General features: G+C 70.0%; 20 protein-coding genes. 16 read left to right on the plus strand and 4 right to left on the minus strand.

The genetic code is table 11. The features are described from left to right. Position 1: 1 nt before the first annotated feature. Together frr and SACCYDRAFT_RS05660 are read left to right on the plus strand one after the other, a co-directional pair. On the plus strand, positions 2-559 hold the full coding sequence (gene frr, locus SACCYDRAFT_RS05655) for a ribosome recycling factor (protein WP_005454422.1): 558 nt from the start codon (positions 2-4) through the stop codon (positions 557-559). Further along, positions 559-1,449: a phosphatidate cytidylyltransferase gene (locus SACCYDRAFT_RS05660; RefSeq protein ID WP_005454424.1), complete on the plus strand. Its 891-nt coding sequence runs from the start codon at positions 559-561 to the stop codon at positions 1,447-1,449. The genes frr and SACCYDRAFT_RS05660 overlap by 1 nt, the downstream gene beginning before the upstream one ends. A gap of 10 nt (positions 1,450-1,459) precedes the next feature. Here the strand turns inward: SACCYDRAFT_RS05660 and SACCYDRAFT_RS05665 are convergent, their stop codons facing one another. After that, entirely contained in the window at positions 1,460-2,302 is an 843-nt protein-coding gene (locus tag SACCYDRAFT_RS05665) for a VOC family protein (RefSeq protein WP_005454425.1), read from the minus strand. Positions 2,303-2,370: 68 nt separating this feature from the next. On the opposite strand from SACCYDRAFT_RS05665, the gene SACCYDRAFT_RS05670 reads away from it, so the two are divergent. Further along, a complete protein-coding gene (locus tag SACCYDRAFT_RS05670; protein ID WP_005454426.1) occupies positions 2,371-3,159 on the plus strand; it encodes a class I SAM-dependent methyltransferase in 789 nt (262 codons plus the stop codon). After that, a complete protein-coding gene (rlmN, locus tag SACCYDRAFT_RS05675; RefSeq protein WP_005454427.1) occupies positions 3,156-4,277 on the plus strand; it encodes a 23S rRNA (adenine(2503)-C(2))-methyltransferase RlmN in 1,122 nt (373 codons plus the stop codon). Before SACCYDRAFT_RS05670 ends, rlmN begins: the two co-directional genes overlap by 4 nt. Positions 4,278-4,375: 98 nt before the next feature. Here the strand turns inward: rlmN and SACCYDRAFT_RS05680 are convergent, their stop codons facing one another. Continuing rightward, on the minus strand, positions 4,376-4,636 hold the full coding sequence (locus SACCYDRAFT_RS05680; protein ID WP_005454428.1) for a DUF2631 domain-containing protein: 261 nt from the start codon (positions 4,634-4,636) through the stop codon (positions 4,376-4,378). 94 nt (positions 4,637-4,730) lie between these two features. Between SACCYDRAFT_RS05680 and dxr the strand changes: the two genes are divergently transcribed. The 5 genes from dxr (at position 4,731) to SACCYDRAFT_RS05705 (ending at position 9,987) form a co-directional block, all read left to right on the plus strand. Next, a complete protein-coding gene (gene dxr, locus SACCYDRAFT_RS05685) occupies positions 4,731-5,957 on the plus strand; it encodes a 1-deoxy-D-xylulose-5-phosphate reductoisomerase (RefSeq protein WP_005454429.1) in 1,227 nt (408 codons plus the stop codon). A 3-nt stretch (positions 5,958-5,960) separates the two neighbouring features. Further along, positions 5,961-7,169, plus strand: coding sequence for a M50 family metallopeptidase (locus tag SACCYDRAFT_RS05690; protein WP_005454430.1), 1,209 nt, complete (start codon positions 5,961-5,963; stop codon positions 7,167-7,169). Between the two features lie 112 nt (positions 7,170-7,281). Continuing rightward, positions 7,282-8,433 (plus strand): flavodoxin-dependent (E)-4-hydroxy-3-methylbut-2-enyl-diphosphate synthase, encoded by a 1,152-nt coding sequence (gene ispG, locus SACCYDRAFT_RS05695; protein WP_005454431.1) that lies wholly within the window; start codon positions 7,282-7,284, stop codon positions 8,431-8,433. Between the two features lie 66 nt (positions 8,434-8,499). After that, the gene (locus SACCYDRAFT_RS05700; RefSeq protein WP_005454432.1) at positions 8,500-9,069 is read left to right on the plus strand and encodes a Uma2 family endonuclease; all 570 of its coding nucleotides are present in this window, start codon (positions 8,500-8,502) and stop codon (positions 9,067-9,069) included. Between the two features lie 66 nt (positions 9,070-9,135). Continuing rightward, entirely contained in the window at positions 9,136-9,987 is an 852-nt protein-coding gene (locus tag SACCYDRAFT_RS05705; protein ID WP_005454433.1) for a GNAT family N-acetyltransferase, read from the plus strand. 25 nt (positions 9,988-10,012) lie between these two features. Here SACCYDRAFT_RS05705 and SACCYDRAFT_RS05710 read toward each other — a convergent pair whose 3' ends face one another. Continuing rightward, a complete protein-coding gene (locus tag SACCYDRAFT_RS05710) occupies positions 10,013-10,972 on the minus strand; it encodes a helix-turn-helix transcriptional regulator (protein ID WP_005454434.1) in 960 nt (319 codons plus the stop codon). Between the two features lie 61 nt (positions 10,973-11,033). Between SACCYDRAFT_RS05710 and SACCYDRAFT_RS05715 the strand changes: the two genes are divergently transcribed. The 6 genes from SACCYDRAFT_RS05715 to SACCYDRAFT_RS05740 all read left to right on the plus strand — a co-directional run bounded on the left by SACCYDRAFT_RS05715 (position 11,034) and on the right by SACCYDRAFT_RS05740 (position 17,104). Beyond that, positions 11,034-11,618 carry a DinB family protein gene (locus SACCYDRAFT_RS05715; RefSeq protein ID WP_005454435.1) on the plus strand — a complete coding sequence of 195 codons (585 nt, stop codon included), beginning with the start codon at positions 11,034-11,036 and terminating at the stop codon, positions 11,616-11,618. 1 nt (position 11,619) lies between these two features. Further along, entirely contained in the window at positions 11,620-12,057 is a 438-nt protein-coding gene (locus tag SACCYDRAFT_RS05720) for a VOC family protein (protein WP_005454436.1), read from the plus strand. 129 nt (positions 12,058-12,186) lie between these two features. After that, the gene (gene map / locus SACCYDRAFT_RS05725) at positions 12,187-13,044 is read left to right on the plus strand and encodes a type I methionyl aminopeptidase (RefSeq protein ID WP_005454437.1); all 858 of its coding nucleotides are present in this window, start codon (positions 12,187-12,189) and stop codon (positions 13,042-13,044) included. Between the two features lie 90 nt (positions 13,045-13,134). Next, positions 13,135-13,887 (plus strand): 3-hydroxybutyrate dehydrogenase, encoded by a 753-nt coding sequence (locus SACCYDRAFT_RS05730; protein ID WP_005454438.1) that lies wholly within the window; start codon positions 13,135-13,137, stop codon positions 13,885-13,887. A 45-nt stretch (positions 13,888-13,932) separates the two neighbouring features. Beyond that, positions 13,933-15,252 carry an MFS transporter gene (locus SACCYDRAFT_RS05735; protein ID WP_005454439.1) on the plus strand — a complete coding sequence of 440 codons (1,320 nt, stop codon included), beginning with the start codon at positions 13,933-13,935 and terminating at the stop codon, positions 15,250-15,252. Next, positions 15,203-17,104 (plus strand): helix-turn-helix domain-containing protein, encoded by a 1,902-nt coding sequence (locus SACCYDRAFT_RS05740; protein ID WP_043536196.1) that lies wholly within the window; start codon positions 15,203-15,205, stop codon positions 17,102-17,104. Before SACCYDRAFT_RS05735 ends, SACCYDRAFT_RS05740 begins: the two co-directional genes overlap by 50 nt. A gap of 13 nt (positions 17,105-17,117) precedes the next feature. Here the strand turns inward: SACCYDRAFT_RS05740 and SACCYDRAFT_RS05745 are convergent, their stop codons facing one another. After that, a complete protein-coding gene (locus SACCYDRAFT_RS05745; protein ID WP_005454441.1) occupies positions 17,118-17,801 on the minus strand; it encodes a FadR/GntR family transcriptional regulator in 684 nt (227 codons plus the stop codon). Between the two features lie 50 nt (positions 17,802-17,851). Here SACCYDRAFT_RS05745 and SACCYDRAFT_RS05750 point away from each other — a divergent pair, with 50 nt between their 5' ends. Beyond that, entirely contained in the window at positions 17,852-19,108 is a 1,257-nt protein-coding gene (locus tag SACCYDRAFT_RS05750; RefSeq protein ID WP_005454443.1) for an MFS transporter, read from the plus strand. The last annotated feature ends 6 nt before the right edge of the window (positions 19,109-19,114 follow it).

A 19,114-nucleotide genomic window follows, 5' to 3' on the forward strand; every position in this document is an offset into this window, starting at 1 on the left:
CGTGATCGACGAGACCCTCTTCGACGCCGAAGAAAAGATGGAAAAAGCGGTCTCCTTCGCCAAGGAGGACCTGGCTTCGGTGCGTACCGGCAGGGCGACTCCTGCGATGTTCTCGCGCATCGTCGTCGAGTACTACGGTGCTCCCACGCCTCTCAACCAGCTCGCGAGCGTCAACATCCCCGAGGCGCGGATGGCTGTCGTCAAGCCGTACGACGCCTCGCAGCTCGCCGCGATCGAGAAGGCGATCAGGGACTCCGACCTCGGCGTCAACCCCACGAACGACGGCAACATCATCCGGGTCGTGATTCCGCAGCTGACGGAGGAACGCCGCAAGGAAATGGTGAAGGTCGCCAAGAGCAAGGGCGAGGAAGCCCGTGTCTCCATCCGTGGCGTTCGCCGGAAGGCCAAGGAGGAACTCGACCGGATCGCCAAGGACGGCGAGGCTGGCGAGGACGAGGTCGCCAGGGCCGAGAAGGAGCTGCAGAACCTGACGGACCGTTACGTTCACCAGGTCGACGAGCTCGTCAAACACAAGGAAGCCGAGCTCCTCGAGGTCTGATGACAACAGTGAGCGACCACCAGGGGGAGCGCGAGGACGCGGCCGAACCCGACGGGTCAGAGGAACCGGGCAGGAGACCGTCCAGAGCCGGACGGGATCTCCCTGCCGCGATCGCAGTCGGGGTCGCGCTTGGCGCGGCGATCCTGGGGTCTTTGTTCACCGTCCGATACCTGTTCATCGGCATCATCGCGGCGGCGATCGCGGTCGGCACGATCGAGTTGGCCGGTGCCTTCCGCCGAGCGGCAGGGGTGAGGATCTCGCTGGTCCCCGTCCTCGTCGGCGGGCAGGCGATGATCTGGCTGGCGTGGCCGTTCGGCCAGCAGGGCGCGGTGACGGCGTTCGTCGTGACCGTGATCGCATGCCTGCTGTGGCGGCTGCCGTCGGGCGCCGAGGGTTACCTCCGCGATGTCAGCGCGTCGGTGTTCGCGGCAGCCTACCTACCGTTGTTCGCGTCGTTCGCGGCGATGCTCGTACCGCCCGAGGACGGCGTCGGCAGGGTGCTGTCGTTCATGATCGTGGTCGTCGCGTGCGACACGGGCGGCTACGTCGCGGGCGTGTTGAGCGGCAAGCATCCGATGGCACCCACCATCAGCCCGAAGAAGACGTGGGAGGGTTTCGCGGGCTCCCTCACCGCCGGGATCACGGGTGGAGCGTTGTCGGTGGCTCTGCTGCTCGACGGACAGGCCTGGCAGGGTGTGGTCTTCGGCGCGGCGATCGTGCTGACGGCGACGCTCGGTGACCTGATGGAGTCGCTCATCAAACGCGATCTCGGCATCAAGGACATGGGCAACACGCTGCCAGGGCACGGCGGGTTGATGGACCGCCTGGACTCGCTGCTGCCGTCGGCTGTCGTGTCGTGGTTGCTGTTGAGCGCGTTCGTTCCGGTGTAGGTCGGCGGGGTCAGTCGTCGTGCGGGTCGTCGACCTCCGCCCGACCGGCCCCGAGATCGACTGGACGGGAGTGGTCGATCACCGCGAACAGTGCCCCGTCCGGATCGGTGAGCAGCGCGGTGCGGCCGAACGGTGTGTCGTAGGGCTCGGCCAGCACTCCGCCGCCGAGCCCGCGCGCCGTCTCGGCGAGCGCGTCGGTACCCAGCAACGGGTCGGCCTCGAAGTAGATGAGCCAGTGGGGCGGCACGGCGGAGGACCCGTCGTCGATGACGCACCGGTAGAGCACGGGTTCGTGGCCGATGCGCCATTCCGCGTAGTCGATGCCGTCGCCGCCGATCTGCTCGTTGGTGAATCCGAACAGCTTGCAGTAGAACTCGTCGGCCGCGAACCCGTCGTGGGTGTTGAGGTCGGCCCCGCTGAACATGCCGGGGAGCTGCGCGCCGAAGGCCCAACCGGGCGGTGGCTGCCAGAACACCACGGGCGCCCCGCTCGGATCGACGGCGTGCAGCACCGTCCCGCGCTCCGGGATGTCGACCGGCCCGAGCCGGACCGCGCCGCCGAGGTGCTCCACCCACTGTGCGGTGTTGGCGGCGCCGGCCACACGGAGGTGGACCGACCAGCCGGTGGGTTGACCCGGGGACGCCTGGTAGATACCTGCGGCCTGCACGCCGTCGCGAACGGCGATGGTGTAGCGGCCGTCGCCGCCGACTGGGTCGCCCTTGACGTGGAACTCCCACCCGAACAGCGCGCCGTAGAAGGCGCGGGCGGCCGAGGTGTCCGGCGCGGAGAGTTCGACCCAGCACGGTGTTCCCGAGGGTGAGTCGGGTGTGGTGACGGTTGTGCCGAGGGACATGGGACACCTCCCCGAGGACGCTGAAGAGATCATCTTAGGGGCCGCAGCGCCGGGTTAGGCTGACTTCCGTGAGAATCTTCGGCCGCCGGACGGAGGTCGTGCCGAGTCCCAACATCTGGTACCACGCCGACGTCTACGAGCGGGAGAACCAGGTGCAGGACGTCGACGACGCGATCTGGGAGCATCTTGCCACCCAGGTGCCCTGGAACGGCGCCGACGTGGTGGACGTCGGGTGTGGTGCCGGCTTCCATCTGCCGAGGTTCGCCGCCACGGCGAACTCGGTCGTCGGCATCGAACCGCACCCTCCGCTGGTGCGCAGGGCCCGCGAACGCATGGCCGGTCGGCCGTCGGTCGACGTGCTGCGGGGGACGGCGCAGCGGCTGCCCCTGCCGGACGCCTCCGCCGACGTCGTCCACGCGCGGACCGCGTACTTCTTCGGCCCCGGTTGCGAACCGGGGTTGCGTGAGGCGGACCGGGTGCTGCGACCGGGCGGTGCGCTCGTGATCGTGGACCTCGACGCCCTGCTCGAACCCTACGGCGAGTGGATGCTCGCGGACCTGCCCCGATACCGGCCCGCCGAGGTGGACGCGTTCTTCGCCGAGGAGGGCTTCGCGTGCCGGCGCATCACGACTCGGTGGTCGTTTCCGGACCGGGAGACCATGGAGGCCATCCTGCGGATTGAGTTCAGCCCGAGGGTGGCTTCGCGGGCCGTGGTGGAGACGCTGCGACTCAACCGGAACCGCACCGGGCCGTTCCATCTGCCGGTGGGTTATCGCGTGCTCGTGCGGCGCAAACCGGCCGGTCTCGTACGGGCGTCGAAGCCGCTGGCCGGGCATGGGACACTGACAGAGCCATGACTGCATTACCCCTGGTCTTCGACGCACCCCGCCGTGGTCTGCCCCGGCGCCATCTCGCCGACCTCACAGTGGCCGAACGGGCCGAGGCCGTCGCCGAGCTCGGCGAGAAACCGTTCCGCGCGAAGCAGCTCTCGCACCACTACTTCTCCCGGCTCACCGCCGACCCGGAGGCGATGACCGACATTCCCGCGGCGTCACGGCAGCGTCTCGTCGACGAGTTGATGCCGTCGCTGCTGACGCAGGTCCGTGTCGTGGACTGCGACGGCGGCAGCACGAGGAAGACGTTGTGGCGGGCGCACGACGGCACGCTGGTGGAGAGCGTCCTGATGCGGTACCCGGACCGCGCCACGCTGTGTATCTCCAGCCAGGCGGGTTGCGGTATGGCCTGCCCGTTCTGCGCGACCGGGCAGGGCGGGCTGACCCGCAATCTGTCGACCGCCGAGATCGTCGACCAGGTGCGGGCCGCGGCCGCCGTGATGCGCGACGGTCTGATGCCGGGGCCCGACGGCGCACCGGCTCCCGGTCGGCTGTCGAACATCGTGTTCATGGGCATGGGCGAGCCTCTGGCGAACTACAAGCGCGTGCTCGCGGCGGTGCGCCGCATCACCGACCCCTCGCCCGCCGGGCTGGGCATCTCGCAGCGGTCGGTGACGGTGTCCACCGTGGGCCTGGCCCCGGCCATCCGGAAACTCGCCGACGAGGGGCTGCAGGTCCGTCTCGCCGTGTCGCTGCACACTCCGGACGACGAGCTGCGTGACGAACTCGTGCCGGTGAACAACCGGTGGTCGGTCGACGAGGTGCTGCGGGCGGCCCGCTACTACGCTGATCGCACCGGCAGGCGGGTGTCCATCGAGTACGCGCTCATCCGCGACATCAACGACCAGCCTTGGCGGGCGGACCTGCTGGCGGAACGGCTGCGCGAGCACCTCGGCCAGCTGGTGCACGTGAACGTCATCCCGCTGAACCCGACACCGGGCAGCAAGTGGGACGCGAGCCCGAAGCCTGTGGAACGGGAGTTCGTGCGCCGGGTCAACGCGGGTGGTGTCGCCTGCACGGTGCGTGACACGCGGGGCCAGGAGATCGCTGCCGCCTGTGGACAACTGGCTGCCGAGGGATGAGCGCCGCGCGACCGACCGTCCGGAACCGGTTCACCGTTTCCGTGGGCTCCGGGCGGTGCCGACACAGGGCTCGCCCGGAGACCGTTCCCGCGTTGTCGTCAGCGACGCCAGGCGGTGCGGCTACGGCGCACGTCGAACAGCACGCCCAGCAGGATGCCGACACCGGTGATGATCAGCACGACGTCTTCGGTGCGGTTCTGGTGGTTGCCGATCAGCATCAGGAACATGATCGCCGCCGCGGCCACCGCGCCTGCGCGTGCTGCCTTGGGGAAGGCGCCGTGCCAGCCCCACTCGGCCGACGGCTCGTCCCTGGGGTCGACCTCGGTACCGGTGCGCTTCTCGACAGCCTTGCCTGCCACGATCACTCCTCCACTCGAGCCCGCTCGGCGCGACTTCGTGTGGCTCGATAATCGCACATGCCTCCTGCCGGGACCGCAGGGGACGTCCGCGACAATGGTCACCATGACCGTCACCACGAGTTCCCCCCGGACCGTGCTGGTGCTGGGCTCCACTGGCTCCATCGGCACGCAGGCCCTCGACGTCACAGGGCGCAATCCCGAACTGTTCCGGGTGGTCGGTCTCGCCGCGGGCGGCTCGGACCCGCGAGCCCTGGCCGCGCAGGTGATCGAGCACGAGGTCGAGGCCGTGGCGATCACCCGGTCGACGGCGGTTGAGGACCTCCAGCTCGCGCTCTACGCCGAGGCGCAGAAACGTGACTACGCGCGTGGTGAGTTCCGCCTGCCCCGGGTCTTCGCCGGACCGGACGCGGTGGAGGAACTCATCGACGCGGTGCCCGCCGACGTGGTGCTCAACGGTATGCCGGGTTCGCAGGGACTCGGACCGACTCTGGGTGCGCTGAAGAGCGGCGCGACACTCGCGTTGGCGAACAAGGAGTCACTCATCGCGGGTGGGCCTCTGGTGCGGGCCGCGGCGCGGCCGGGCCAGATCGTGCCGGTCGACTCGGAGCACTCGGCGCTCGCGCAGGCGCTGCGGGGCGGGCGTGCCGAGGAGGTCGACCGGCTGGTGCTCACGGCGTCGGGCGGCCCGTTCCGGGGTCGTACGCGGGAGCAGATGGCGAACGTCACGGTGGAGGACGCGCTGGCCCACCCGACGTGGGCCATGGGACAGCTCGTCACGATCAACTCGGCGACCCTGGTGAACAAGGGACTCGAGTTGATCGAGGCGCACCTGCTGTTCGACATCCCGTGCGAGCGGATCGACGTGGTGGTGCACCCGCAGTCGATCGTGCACTCGATGGTGACGTTCACCGACGGCTCGACGTTGGCGCAGGCCAGCCCGCCCGACATGAGGTTGCCCATCGCGCTCGCGCTGGGCTGGCCCGACCGGGTGCCGGGTGCCGTGCGGCCCTGCCGTTGGGACCAGGCGGCCACCTGGACGTTCGAGCCCGTGGACGACGTCGCGTTCCCCGCGGTGGAGCTGGCCCGCCACGTCGGCTCCGCGGGCGGGTGCCTGCCCGCCGTGTTCAACGCGGCGAACGAGCGGCTCGTCGCCGAGTTCGTCGCACACAACACCAGCTTCACGTCCATCGTGGACACTGTTGCCCAGGTCGTCGAGGCCGCTGACGAGTGGCGCCGCCCGCCCCGTGACCTGGCCGACGTCCTCGCTGCGGAACAATGGGCGCGCGACCGTGCGGCCACGATCATGTCGGGAGGGAAGTAGCGCGTGCTCGTCTACATCCTGGGGGTCGCACTCTTCGCGCTCGGCATCTGCGTGTCCGTCGCGCTGCACGAGGCCGGTCACATGGTGGCCGCCAAGTCCTTCGGCATGAAGGTGCGCCGCTACTTCGTGGGCTTCGGCCCGACGGTGTTCTCGTTCAAGCGGGGCGAGACGGAGTACGGCCTGAAGTGGATCCCGCTCGGCGGGTTCTGCGACATCGCCGGGATGACGGCGCTGGACGAGGTCACGCCCGACGAGGCTCCCCGGGCGATGTGGCGCTTCAAGACGTGGAAACGCACGGTGGTGCTCGCCGCCGGGTCGTTCACGCACTTCGTGCTGGGCTTCATCGTGCTCTACCTCATGGCCGTCTCGATGGGGCTGCCGAACATCTCCGACAAGCCGGTCATCGACGAGGTGTCCGACTGCGTGCGCAGCGCCACCACGCCGCAGGAGTGGAACGACCCGACGTGCCGGGCTTCCGATCCGGCCCCGGCCAAGGCGGCGGGGCTGAAGCCCGGTGACGAGGTGGTCGCGGTCGGTGGCACTCCCACGGAGACCTGGCAGGACCTGCTGGGCGCCGTGCAGAGGGCCGAGGGACCCACCGACGTGCGTGTGCTGCGTGACGGCGAGGCTCTGACCCTCACCGTCGACGTGGCGAGGGTGACGCGCCCCACTGCCGAGGGCGGCACGGAGCAACTGGGGGCCATCGGCGCGTCCCAGGCGCTCATGCTGCCGTACGGGCCGGGGGAGGCGTTCGGTGGCTCGGCCGCGTTCACGGGCGAGCTGTTGGTGCAGACCTGGGAACGGCTGCTGGAGTTCCCGGAGAAGATCCCGGCCGTCGTCGAGGCCATCTTCGGCGGGGAGCGTGACCCGGAGACCCCCGTCAGTGTGGTGGGCGCGAGCCGTATCGGTGGCGAGGCCGTGGAACAGGGACTGTGGGAGGTGTTCTTCCTCCTGCTCGCGAGCCTGAACTTCTTCGTCGGCATCTTCAACCTGTTGCCACTGTTGCCGCTCGACGGTGGGCACATCGCCGTGACCTGGTACGAACGAGTGCGCGACTGGATTCGCAAGCTTCGGGGCAAGGCGGCTGGCGGTCCCGTCGACTACACCAAGCTCAGCGCGGTCACGGGGGTGGTGATGGTGATCGGTGGCGCCATCGTGTTGCTCACCGTGACGGCCGACATCGTGAACCCCATCCGGCTCATCCAACAGTAGTAACGCCCGGACAGCCGGGGTCGGGCGTTCACGTATCGTGGACGTCGGCAGCCGGCTCGTCCCGGCAGTGCCTTCGGCGCAGCACGCAGTCAGCGAAAGTGCAGAGGAATCGATGACCGTCGACCTGGGTTTGCCCGCCACGCCTCCTCCCGTTCTCTCCGAACGTCGCAAGACCCGACAACTCCAGGTGGGGTCCGTCGGGGTCGGAAGCGACCACCCGATCTCGGTGCAGTCGATGACGACCACCGTCACGGCGGACGTCAACGCGACGCTCCAGCAGATCGCCGAGCTGACGGCCGCGGGGTGCGACATCGTCCGCGTGGCGTGCCCGAGTGCCGACGACGCGGAGGCGCTACCCGCGATCGCGGCGAAGTCGAAGATCCCGGTGATCGCCGACATCCACTTCCAGCCGAAGTACGTGTTCGCCGCCATCGAGGCGGGGTGCGCGGCGGTGCGCGTGAACCCGGGCAACATCAAGAAGTTCGACGACAAGGTCGCCGAGATCGCGCAGGCAGCGAAGGACCACGGGACGCCCATCCGCATCGGCGTCAACGCGGGCTCCCTCGACCCGCGCCTGCTGAAGAAGCACGGCAAGGCCACCCCGGAGGCGCTGGCCGAGTCGGCGCTGTGGGAGGCGTCGCTGTTCGCCGAACACGACTTCCACGACCTGAAGATCTCGGTGAAGCACAACGACCCGGTCGTGATGGTGCGCGCCTACGAGATCCTCGCCGAGCAGTGCGACTACCCGCTGCACCTCGGTGTCACCGAGGCGGGCCCGGCCTTCCAGGGCACCATCAAGTCGGCCGTGGCCTTCGGGGCGCTCCTGCGGCAGGGCATCGGTGACACGATCCGGGTGTCGCTGTCCGCGCCTCCCGTGGAGGAGGTGAAGGTCGGCACGCAGATCCTTCAGTCGCTGAACCTGCGGCCTCGCAAGCTGGAGATCGTGTCCTGCCCGTCGTGCGGGCGTGCGCAGGTGGACGTGTACAAGCTGGCCGACGAGGTCACCGCGGGTCTGGACGGCCTGGAGGTGCCGCTGCGGGTGGCCGTGATGGGCTGTGTCGTCAACGGTCCGGGTGAGGCCAGGGAGGCCGACCTCGGCGTGGCGTCCGGCAACGGCAAGGGCCAGATCTTCGTCAAGGGCGAGGTCATCAAGACCGTGCCCGAGCACCAGATCGTGGAGACCCTCATCACCGAGGCCATGCGGATCGCCGAGGAGAACGGGGACGTCGCGGGCAGTGGAGAGCCGGTCGTCACGGTGAGCTGATCGTTCAACACCAGGCGTGGCTAGCGTGCTACATTGGAGGTGTATCCGATGACTGGGAGGCCGCCGATGAGCGCTGCGATCGTCGACACGCCGCTGGACTGGGACGACCTGGTGCACACCTGGCGAGAGCTGGACGTTCCGGAGGGGTGGCGGCCCGAGGTGACGATCGAGGGGATCCGCATGTCGCCGCCCCCTGGGGGACAGCACAACCTGATTGCCGGCTGGGTGCATCGTCAGCTGTTGCCCGGCACGCCTGCTGGGAGCGAAGTGTTCCAGACATTGGGCATCTCGGTGCCCGTGGTCGGAGGCATCTACGTTCCGGACCTCTGTGTCGTCCCTCGGGCTCACGTGCCCGAGGGCGCTGAGTCGGTGCGTTCGGAGCACGTTCTACTGGCCGTGGAGATCACGTCCGCGGGCAACGCCAACCACGACCGGTCCCGCAAGAAGTGGGCCTACGCGCACGGCGGCATCGAGCGGTACCTGCTGATCGACCCGCACGATCCGGACGGTGCGGCCGTGACGCTGTTCTCCGAACCCGGTGACGGCGCCTACCGGCGGGCGTGCCGGATCCCCTTCGGGGAGAAGATCACGCTGGGTTCTCCCTTCGGCCTGGTGTTGGATACCGCCGAGTTCTGACGGGTTCGCGTGTGGACATCCTTCGACGGTCCCCACGAGCGGCTGTGATCTGGCAATCTTGTCGTTGTGTTGCGGCTGGCCGGTGCGAGGCTGCTCGACGAGAAGGATTACCCGGCGGTCCGTTCGCTGCTCGCGACGGATCCGGTGGGGAGCTGCATGGTGGCCGCGAGAGTCGAGATCGCCGGTCTCGATCCGTGGCGGCTGGGGGGCGAGCTCTGGGGCACCGAAGCCCGCCGCCGCGTCGGCGGGCTCCAGGGGCTGTGTTTCGCGGGCCCCAACCTGATCCCGCTGCGGGGCAACTCCGCCGCGCTGCGTTCGTTCGCCGACCGGGCGTTGCGCAGGCCGCGCGCCTGCTCGTCGCTGGTCGGCCCCGCGGACCAGGTCCTGGGACTGTGGGACGAGCTGGTGGACGAGTGGGGGCCCGCGCGTGAGGTTCGTCCCGACCAGCCGCTCATGGCGCTCGACGACACCCCGTCGGTGACACCGGACCCGGCGGTGCGCCGCGTGCGGCCGGAGGAGATCGACGTGTACTTCCCCGCGGCCGTGGCCATGTTCCGGGAGGAGGTCGGTGTCGACCCGCGCCTCGGCGACGGGGGAGCGGGTTACCGGGCGCGCGTCACCGAACTCATCGCGGCCGGGCGGGCGTTCGCGCGGTTCGAACGTGGTGAGGTCGTCTTCAAGGCCGAAATCGGCGCGATGTCCGGCAGCGTGGGCCAGATCCAGGGCGTCTGGGTGAACCCCCGGCATCGGGGACGCGGGCTCGGAGCGGCGGGCACGGCAGCCGTGGCCGACCGGCTGGTACACGGCCTCGGACGTGTCGCGAGCCTGTACGTGAACTCGTTCAACGCTCCCGCGCTGGCCGCCTACCGCAGGGTGGGGTTCCGGCAGGTCGGCCGGTACGCGACCGTGCTGTTCTAGCCGTTCTCGCGGGACGGGGCCGCTGTCAGTCGCTCCCGGCCATCGCCGCGAGCCTGCGGGCAAGCGCCCTGGTGGCCTCCCGCAGTTCCGGAGGTTCCAGCACCTCCGCCTCGAAACCCAGCCGGGCGACGTGCATAGCGAGCCAGTCCAGGTCGTCCCCGCCGACGGCGAGCACGCACCAGTCGTCCCTGTCGGCTTCGACACGACCCACCTGAGGCGGTACCAGTTCCCGCACCCGGTTCGGCGGCGCGTGCATCCGCACGCGGGCGTGGTAGCGGTACGGCGCCTCGGCCACGGACCGCTGGACGTAGGACGCAGGGTCCGGGTGCTTCCTCGGCCGGAACTGCCAGGTCGTCGCCACCACCTCGCGCATCCGGTCCAGCCGGAAGGTGCGCCAGTCGTCGCGGTCGACGTCCCACGCCATCAGGTACCAGCGGCGGCCGGTGGCGACCATCCGCACGGGCTCGACCGTGCGTTCACGTTGCCCTCCGTCGCGACCGGCGTAGGCGAACCGCACCCGCACGGTGTCCCGGCAGGCTCGCGCGAGTGTCACCAGCACCTCGGCGTCGATCTCGATGCCGGGGCCGATGAGAGGTTCGGTGGCGCTGTGCACGGCCCGTACCTCCGCGCGCAGCCGGGGCGGCATCACCTGGTCGAGCTTCGCGAGCGCACGCAGCGCCGCCTCTCCCGCTCCGGCGACCGTGCCGCCCGACGCCCACCGCAGGGACACCGCCGTCGCGATCGCCTCCTCGTCGTCGAGGAGCAGCGGTGGCAGCCGGGTGCCCGCGCCGAGCTGGTAGCCGCCGCCGACGCCCGCCGTCGCGTGTACGGGGTAGCCGAGCGTGCGCAGCCGCTCCACGTCGCGCCGCACGGAACGGTCGGTGACTCCGAGTTCCGCTGCCAGCTCGGCGGCGGTCCACGACGGTCTGCGCTGAAGCAGTGCCAAAAGCCGTAGCACCCGTTCGGTCGTCGCCTCCACTGTCACGCGGCCATCGTCGCACGAATCACGGAACGAAGCTGTCCGCTATCTGCGGAAGGCTGAAGTCATGACCGACCAGACGCAGAACGCCCTGTTGCGGGACCAGCTCGCCTGGCACTGGACCAACCAGCTCCGCAAGCGCCTCGACGGACTCACCGACGACGAGTACTTCTGGGAGCCGGTACCCGGCTGCTGGAGCGTGCGACCCCGTGGCACCGGCGTCGCCCCGGTGCAGGCCGGCGCCGGGGCGATGACCATCGACTTCGCGATGCCGGAGCCCGATCCGGCGCCGTTCACGACGATCGCCTGGCGACTCGGGCATGTGATCGTGGGCGTGCTGGCGGTGCGCAACGCCGCGCACTTCGGCCGCACGCCGACCGACTACCGGTCGTTCACCTACGCGGCGACCGCGTCCGAGGCGCTGGCCCAGCTCGACGCGGAGTACGCCACGTGGCTGGCCGGGGTGGAGTCACTCGGCGAAGCGGGTCTCGCCCGGCCGTGCGGGCAGGCGGAAGGTCCCTACGCGGAGAGCCCGATGGCGCGACTCGTGCTGCACATCCACCGCGAGGTGATCCACCATCTTTCCGAGGTCTGCCTGCTTCGGGACCTCTACCTGCACACCCAGCAGCGGACCCGGCGGGAGGCGAGCTGAGATGGCCCACGACGTTCAGGTCACGTTCGACTGTGCAGACCCGGGCGCGCTGGCGGCTTTCTGGGCCGAGGCGCTCGGCTACCGGGTACAGGACCCGCCCGAGGGCTTCGAGTCGTGGGAACAGGCCTTGGAGGCGATGGGGGTGCCGCCCGAACGCCGCAACGACGCCTCGGCGGTGGTCGACCCCGAGGGTGCGGGACCGAGGCTGTTCTTCCAGCGGGTGCCCGAGGGCAAGCAGGTCAAGAACCGCGTGCACCTCGATGTGCGCGCCGCACCCGGTCTCCGGGGCGACGCGCGGATGGCGGCGCTGGAGGCGGAGGCGGAGCGGCTCGTCTCCCGCGGCGCCACCCGGTTGCGGCGCCATGAGCCCGCTCCACCGCTGGCAGGCGGGCACATCGTGATGGCCGATCCCGAGGGCAACGAGTTCTGCCTCGACTGATCGACCGCCCAGCGGGGCCGGCACCGAGGCCCCGCCCCGCCCGCGGGTGAGCAGCGCCACGCCACGCTGCGGCAAGCGGGTGGAGCGGGCCGGGAATCGGTGCCTGCCACGGGTCGTAGGCTGGGGGACATGCCCGATCGTGCACCGTTGACACCCGGCGTCCAATCGCCGCCACGCCCCGTTCCTGCCTCCATCGCTCGCCCCGAGTACGTCGGCAAGCCCGCGCCGAAGCGCGACACCGGCAACGGCGTGCGCTCCCCGGAGGTGATCGAGGCGATGCGCAAGGCGAGTCGCATCGCGGCGCAGGCGCTGGAGGAGGGCGGTAAGGCCGTCAAGCCCGGTAACACCACCGACGACATCGACCGCGTGGTGCACGAGTTCCTGCTCGACCACGGCGCCTACCCGTCGACGCTGGGCTACCGAGGCTTCCCGAAGTCGTGCTGCACCTCGCTGAACGAGGTGATCTGCCACGGGATCCCCGACTCGACGGTGATCCAGGACGGCGACATCTGCAACATCGACGTCACCGCCTACATCGACGGCGTACACGGTGACACCAACGCCACCTTCCTCGCCGGGGATGTCTCGGAGGAGGTCCGTCTGCTGGTCGAGCGCACCCGTGAGGCCACCATGCGGGCGATCAAGGCCGTGCGTCCCGGCAGGCAGCTCAACGTCATCGGCCGGGTCATCGAGTCTTACGCCAAGCGGTTCGGCTACGGCGTCGTGCGCGACTTCACCGGTCACGGCGTCGGCCCGGCGTTCCACACCAGTCCCACGGTGCTCCACTACGAGGAGCCGTCCGTGACGACGATCATCGAACCGAACATGACGTTCACCATCGAGCCGATGATCACGCTCGGCACGATCGACTACGACGTGTGGGACGACGACTGGACGGTCACCACGAAGGACAAGAAGTGGACCGCCCAGTTCGAACACACGGTGCTGGTCACCGACGACGGCGTGGAAATCCTCACTTTGCCGTAATCCGGTGTGGTCGGACCACACGGTCGGCCACGGACTTGTAGTCCGCTCACACATGGTTGACAGGGCAGCCGGCTTCTACTGTCGGCTGTCATGTCGACCAGACCACTGACCGGGAAGACGGCCCTCGTCACCGGCGGCGCCAACGGTATCGGACGGGCCTGTGTCGCGGCCCTGAGCGAAGCCGGGGCCACGGTGCACCTCGTCGACGTCGACGGCGCCGCCGCGAAGGACGTGGCCGACACCCACGACGCCGTCGCCCACGTCGTCGACCTGACCGACCCCGACGCCGTCTCCTCGCTGCCCCGTGCCGTCGACGTCCTCGTCAACAACGCGGGTGTGCAGCACATCGCGCCCATCCAGGACTTCCCGCCCGAGAGGTTCGAGTTCCTCCAGCGGTTGATGGTCACGGCGCCGTTTCTGCTGATGCGCCACTGCCTGCCCGCCATGTACGAGCGGGGCTGGGGGCGCGTCGTGAACATCTCCAGCGTCCACGGCCTGCGCGCCAGTCCTCACAAGTCCGCCTACGTCGCGGCCAAGCACGCTCTTGAGGGACTGTCCAAGGTGGCCGCTGTGGAGGGCGCCGAGCACGGTGTCACCAGCAACTGCATCGCCCCCGGTTACGTGCGCACCGACCTGGTGACCAACCAGATCGACGCGCAGGCGGAGTCGCGGGGCATCCCCGCCGACACGGTCGTCGACGAGGTGTTCCTGCGCCGGACCGCCGTCAAGCGGCTCATCGAGCCGGGCGAGGTGGCGGCGCTGGTGCTGTGGTTGTGCAGCGACGAGGCGAGCTACCTCACCGGCGCCTCGATTCCGCTCGACGGCGGCTGGACCGCCACCTGAACGTCCCTTCCCCGTCCCCGTCAGCACAACGGAGTGGTGATCAACATGTCCTCACAGAGAACGTCGATCAAGCGGGTCGTCGGCGCCAGCATGATCGGCACCACAGTTGAGTGGTACGACTTCTTCCTCTACGGCTCGGCCGCGGCGCTCGTCTTCAACACCCAGTTCTTCCCCGAGAGCGACCCGCTGGTCGGCACGATGCTGGCGTTCGCGACCCTGGCCGTGGGCTTCGTCGCCAGGCCGCTCGGCGGTCTGGTCTTCGGCCACTACGGCGACAAGGTCGGTCGCAAGAAGCTGCTCGTGCTCAGCCTGCTGTTGATGGGCGGCGCGACCTTCGCCATGGGCCTGTTGCCCACCTACGCCACGATCGGTGTGGGTGCGCCGATCCTGCTGGTGATACTGCGGTTGATCCAGGGCTTCGCCGTCGGCGGCGAGTGGGGCGGCGCGGTGCTCATCGTCTCGGAGCACGGTGACGACCGCAGGCGCGGCTTCTGGGCCTCGTGGCCGCAGGCGGGCGTCCCGGCGGGCAACCTGCTGGCCACGGCGGTGCTGGCCGTCCTCGCGGTGGTGCAGAGCGACGAGGCGTTCAACTCGTGGGGCTGGCGGATCCCGTTCCTGCTGTCCGGTGTGCTGGTGCTGATCGGCATGTGGATCAGGCTCGCGGTCGAGGAGTCCCCGGTCTTCGTGGAGGCCGTGAAGAAGGCGGGGAAGCAGGCGGCTCCGGAGAAGGCTCCCATCGTGACGGTGTTGAAGCACAGTTGGCGCCAGGTGCTCATCGCGATGGGTGCCCGGTTCGCCGAGAACGTCTCCTACTACGTCATCACCGCGTTCGTGCTCGTGTACCTGACCACGCACCTGGAACTGCCCAAGTCGCTCGGCCTGAACGCGGTGCTGGTCGGCTCGGCCGTCCACTTCGTCACCATCCCCATGTGGGGCTGGCTCTCCGACGTCGTCGGCCGCCGGACGGTCTACCTCTTCGGCACCGTGGGCATGCTGGTGTGGAGCTTCCTGTTCTTCCCGATGCTCGACGGGGCGACTCCGCTCGCCACGATCGCAGCGGTGTCGATCGGTCTGTTCCTGCACGGCGCGATGTACGGGCCGCAGGCGGCGTTCTTCTCGGAGCTGTTCGGCACCAGGGTGCGTTACTCCGGGGCGTCGATCGGCTACCAGCTCGCGTCGATCGCGGCAGGTGGTGTCGCGCCGCTGATCGCCACGGCACTGCTCAACTCCTATGGTTCCAGCCTGCCCATCTCGATCTACGTGGCGGTCACCTGCGTGGTGACGTTCATCGCCGTCTACCTCGCGAAGGAGACCCGTGGTACCTCGCTCGCCGACACGGACCGCGAGCCTTCGGTGGCAGCATGAGCTGGTGACCCACACACGTCCGGAGGACGGTATGGCCGCCCGGCGGTTGCTGGAGCTGCTGTCCGCGGGCGCGAGCAGCGACGAGCTCGCCCGGGTGCCCGCGGACAGCGCCACCATGCAGCTGGCCATGCACATCCGGCGGACGCTCGACGCGCACAGTCGGCGGGAGGCGGAGCTCACGGCGCTGTTCGCCACCGCGAGCGACCTGGCGAGGCTACGCGACCTCGACGCCGTGCTGCGTTCGATCGTGCGCCGGGCCCGCATGCTGTTGGGAGCGGACGTCTCGTACCTCACGTTGAACGACCACTCCGACGACGGCAGCACGTACATGCGCGTCACCGACGGTTCCGCCTCCGCCCTGTTCCAGCAGCTCCGGCTCGGGGTGGGGGAGGGGCTCGGTGGCCTGGTGGCGCAGACCGCCCGCCCTTACGCCACCCGCGACTACCCGAACGACGAGCGGTTCGACCACACGGGACCGATCGACCGCGCGGTGAACGACGAGGGCCTCATCGCGATTCTCGGGGTTCCCCTGTCGCTCGGGGAGCGCGTGATCGGTGTGCTGTTCGCCTCGGAGCGGCGACCACGGTCGTTCTCGCCGGACGAGGTGGCGCTGCTGTCCTCGTTCGCCGACCACGCCGCCATCGCCATCGACAACGCGCGGTTGATCGAGGAGAGCACGGCGGCGCTCGCGGAACTGGGTGCGGCCAACGAGACCATCAAGGCCCACCACGAGAGCCTGGCCAGGGCACAGGACGCGCACGACCGGCTCACCGAACTCGTTCTCGGTGGTGCGGACGTGCCCGAGGTCGCGGCTGCGGTGGCGTCGATGCTGGGCGGCGGCATCGTCGTGTGTGACGCCGACGGCGCGGAGCTCGGCCGCTCCGGGGCCGGGCGGGTGCGGGCACCGGGACGAGCGCTCTCGCGGGCGCTCGTCGCCTCCCGTTCGGCGGGCAAGGCCATCGCCGAAGGGGACGTGTGGGTGTGTGCGGTGATGGCGGGACCGCAACTGCTGGGCAGCATCACCCTCACCGGCCGCCCCGATCTCGCCGACGCCGATCGCAGGTTGTTCGAGCGTGCGGGCGTGGTGACGGCGCTGTTGTTGCTGCTTCGACGCTCGGCCGCCGAAGCGGAGGACCGGGTGCGGGGCGAACTCGTGGCCGACCTGCTCACCGCACCCGAACGTGACCCGGCGACGCTGCTCGACCGGGGACGTCGGTTGGGTGTGGACCTCACCGAGCCCCACGCCGTGCTGACCCTCCACGCGGAAGGGGTGTCCCGGGCCCGGCTGGCATCGGTGGTCGCCCGCCGCGCGGCACTGGCCGGGGTGTTCGCGGAGCAGGTGGTGATGCTCGCGACCACCGACCGCCCCGGAGAGCTGGCGTGCCGGACGGCCGCCGAACTCACCTCGTCCCTGGGACGCCCGGTGACCGTGGGCGCGGCGGGCCCCGCGTCGGGACCCGCGGAGCTGGCCCGCGCCCACGCCGAGTCGGTGCGCTGCGTGCGCGCCCTGCTGGCTCTCGGCAGGCACGGGCACGGCGCGGCACCGGAGGACCTCGGCTTCGTGGGACTCGTACTGGGCGACCGCACCGACGTCGAGGCGTTCGTGCGCTCCACTCTCGGGCCCGTGCTGGACTACGACTCCGCCCGTGGGACCGAGCTGCTGCGGACACTGCGCGCCTACTTCGCCGCAGGGGGCAATCTCACGCGTGCCAAGGACCGGTTGCACGTCCACGTCAACACGGTCGCGCAACGGTTGGAACGGATCGGTTCGCTCCTCGGTGCCGACTGGCAGCAGCCGGACCGCGCGCTCGAACTCCAACTGGCCCTGCGGCTGCACACGCTGTCCGGCTGAGGGCAGTCCGGTCTCAGCCGTTGCCTGCGGGATGCCGGGCGAGCAGCTCGTCCAGGAACTCGCGGGTGTGCCGTGCCGCGCGCTCGGGATCGCGCTCGGCGATGGCGGCCACGATGCTTCGGTGGTCGACGGGTTCCGGGCTGTGCTCGTCGGCGCGCGAAGTGGTCGCGACACAGGCGACCACCAGCTCCGTCAGCCCCCGGTAGAGTTCGAGGAGCACGCTGTTGTGCGCTGCCTCGACCATCGCCAGGTGGAACTCGGTGTCGGCGCGGGCGAAGTCGTCCACGTCGCCGTCCGACCACACGCGGTCGCGTTCGGCGAGCAGCTTCGACAGCGTGGCGAGGTCGGAGTCCGTACGTTCCGTCGCGGCCAGTCGCGCCGCCTCGACCTCGAGGATGCGGCGCACCTGCAACGCCTCCCGCAGTCGTGAGCCGCACAGCCTGCGCAGCGCCCCGGACACCTCGCTGGTGGCCCTGACGTAGGTGCCGTCTCCCTGCCTGACCTCCAGCAGGCCGCTGTGCGCGAGGGCGCGGACGGCTTCCCGCACGGTGTTGCGTCCCACGCCGAGTGTCGCGGCGAGCTCGGGTTCGGTGGGTATCCGTTCCCCGATCGCCCATTCCCCCCGCCGTACCGCGCCACGCAGTTGCTCGATGACCTGGTCGACGAGACCTGTCCGCCGGGTGGAGGACAACGGCACGTGAACATCCTTTCAGCCGATCATCCTATGAATTTGCTACGGTACCGGACATGTCGATCGACCGCGAGGCATCCGTGCGGGACCTGACCGGCTCCGGCGATTCCGGTGCCGGAGCCCAGCCAACCGACCGCACGGGTCTCGTGCTCGGTGGCGCCCTGCTGGCCGTCGCCGTGGTGCTGGCCGCGCTGAACCTGCGACCCGCGATCACCTCGGTGGGTTCGGTGCTCGACGAGGTGCGCGACGGCCTGGGTGCCTCCGCCACCTGGGCGGGCGCGTTGACCACGTTGCCCGGGTTGTGCTTCGCGGTGGCCGGACTCGCCGCACCGCTCCTGGCCCGGCGGATCGGCCTGCGGGCCGCCGTCGCGGCGGCGTTGCTGGCACTGGGCGTCGGCCTCGTCCTGCGGGTGCTCGACGGCCCGTTCGTGGTGCTCGGTGGAACGCTGGTGGCCTGCACCGGTATCGCGCTGGCCAACGTCCTGATCCCCGTGGTCGTCAAGGCGTCGTTCGCCGCCAGGGTGGGGTTGATGACCGGCGTCTACACCGCCGCGCTGCAACTCGGCGGCGCGTTGGGTTCGTCGGTGACGCCCCCGCTGGAGCCGGTCTTCGGCGGGTGGCGGGGCGCGCTGGCGAGTTGGGCGGTGCTCGCGGTCGTGGCCTTGGTGTTGTGGCTGGTCGCCACAACGAGGGCCTCCGTGCTGCGAAGCAGGCAGGAAGGGCCCGACGGCGGTGGGCGTGGTCGCCGGTCGCTGCTGCGGGTACCGCTGGCCTGGGTCGTCACCGTGTTCTTCGGCTGCCAGTCGTGCCTGGCCTACATCGTCATGGGCTGGTTGCCCCAGGTCCTCATGGACGCGGGTGTCAGCCGGGGCGACGCGGGCCTGCTGCTCGGCCTCGTGTCGTTGCTGGGGCTGCCCGTCAGCCTCACCATCCCGGCCATCGCCGCTCGCCGGGGAAGCCAGAGCGGGTGGATCGTGCTGCTCGGCCTGCTGGGCATCGCGGGCATTCTCGGGCTGATGCTCGCGCCGTCGGCCTCACCTCTGCTCTGGTCGGTGCTGCTGGGCCTCGGCATGAGCGTGTTCTCGCTGGCCCTCACCACCATCGCGCTGCGAGCCAGGGACAGCGCCGACACGGCCGCCCTGTCCGGAATGGCGCAGGGCTTCGGCTACCTGCTGGCCGCCGCGGGGCCGTTCCTGTTCGGTCTGCTGCACGACGTCACCGACGGCTGGACCGTGCCGTTCGTGTTCCTGCTCGTCGTGGTGGTCACGCAGATCGTCTTCGGTTACGTCGCCGGGCGGCCCCGGTACGTCTGAGCCGCG

This window comes from Saccharomonospora cyanea NA-134, from assembly GCF_000244975.1.
Taxonomy (GTDB): domain Bacteria; phylum Actinomycetota; class Actinomycetes; order Mycobacteriales; family Pseudonocardiaceae; genus Saccharomonospora; species Saccharomonospora cyanea.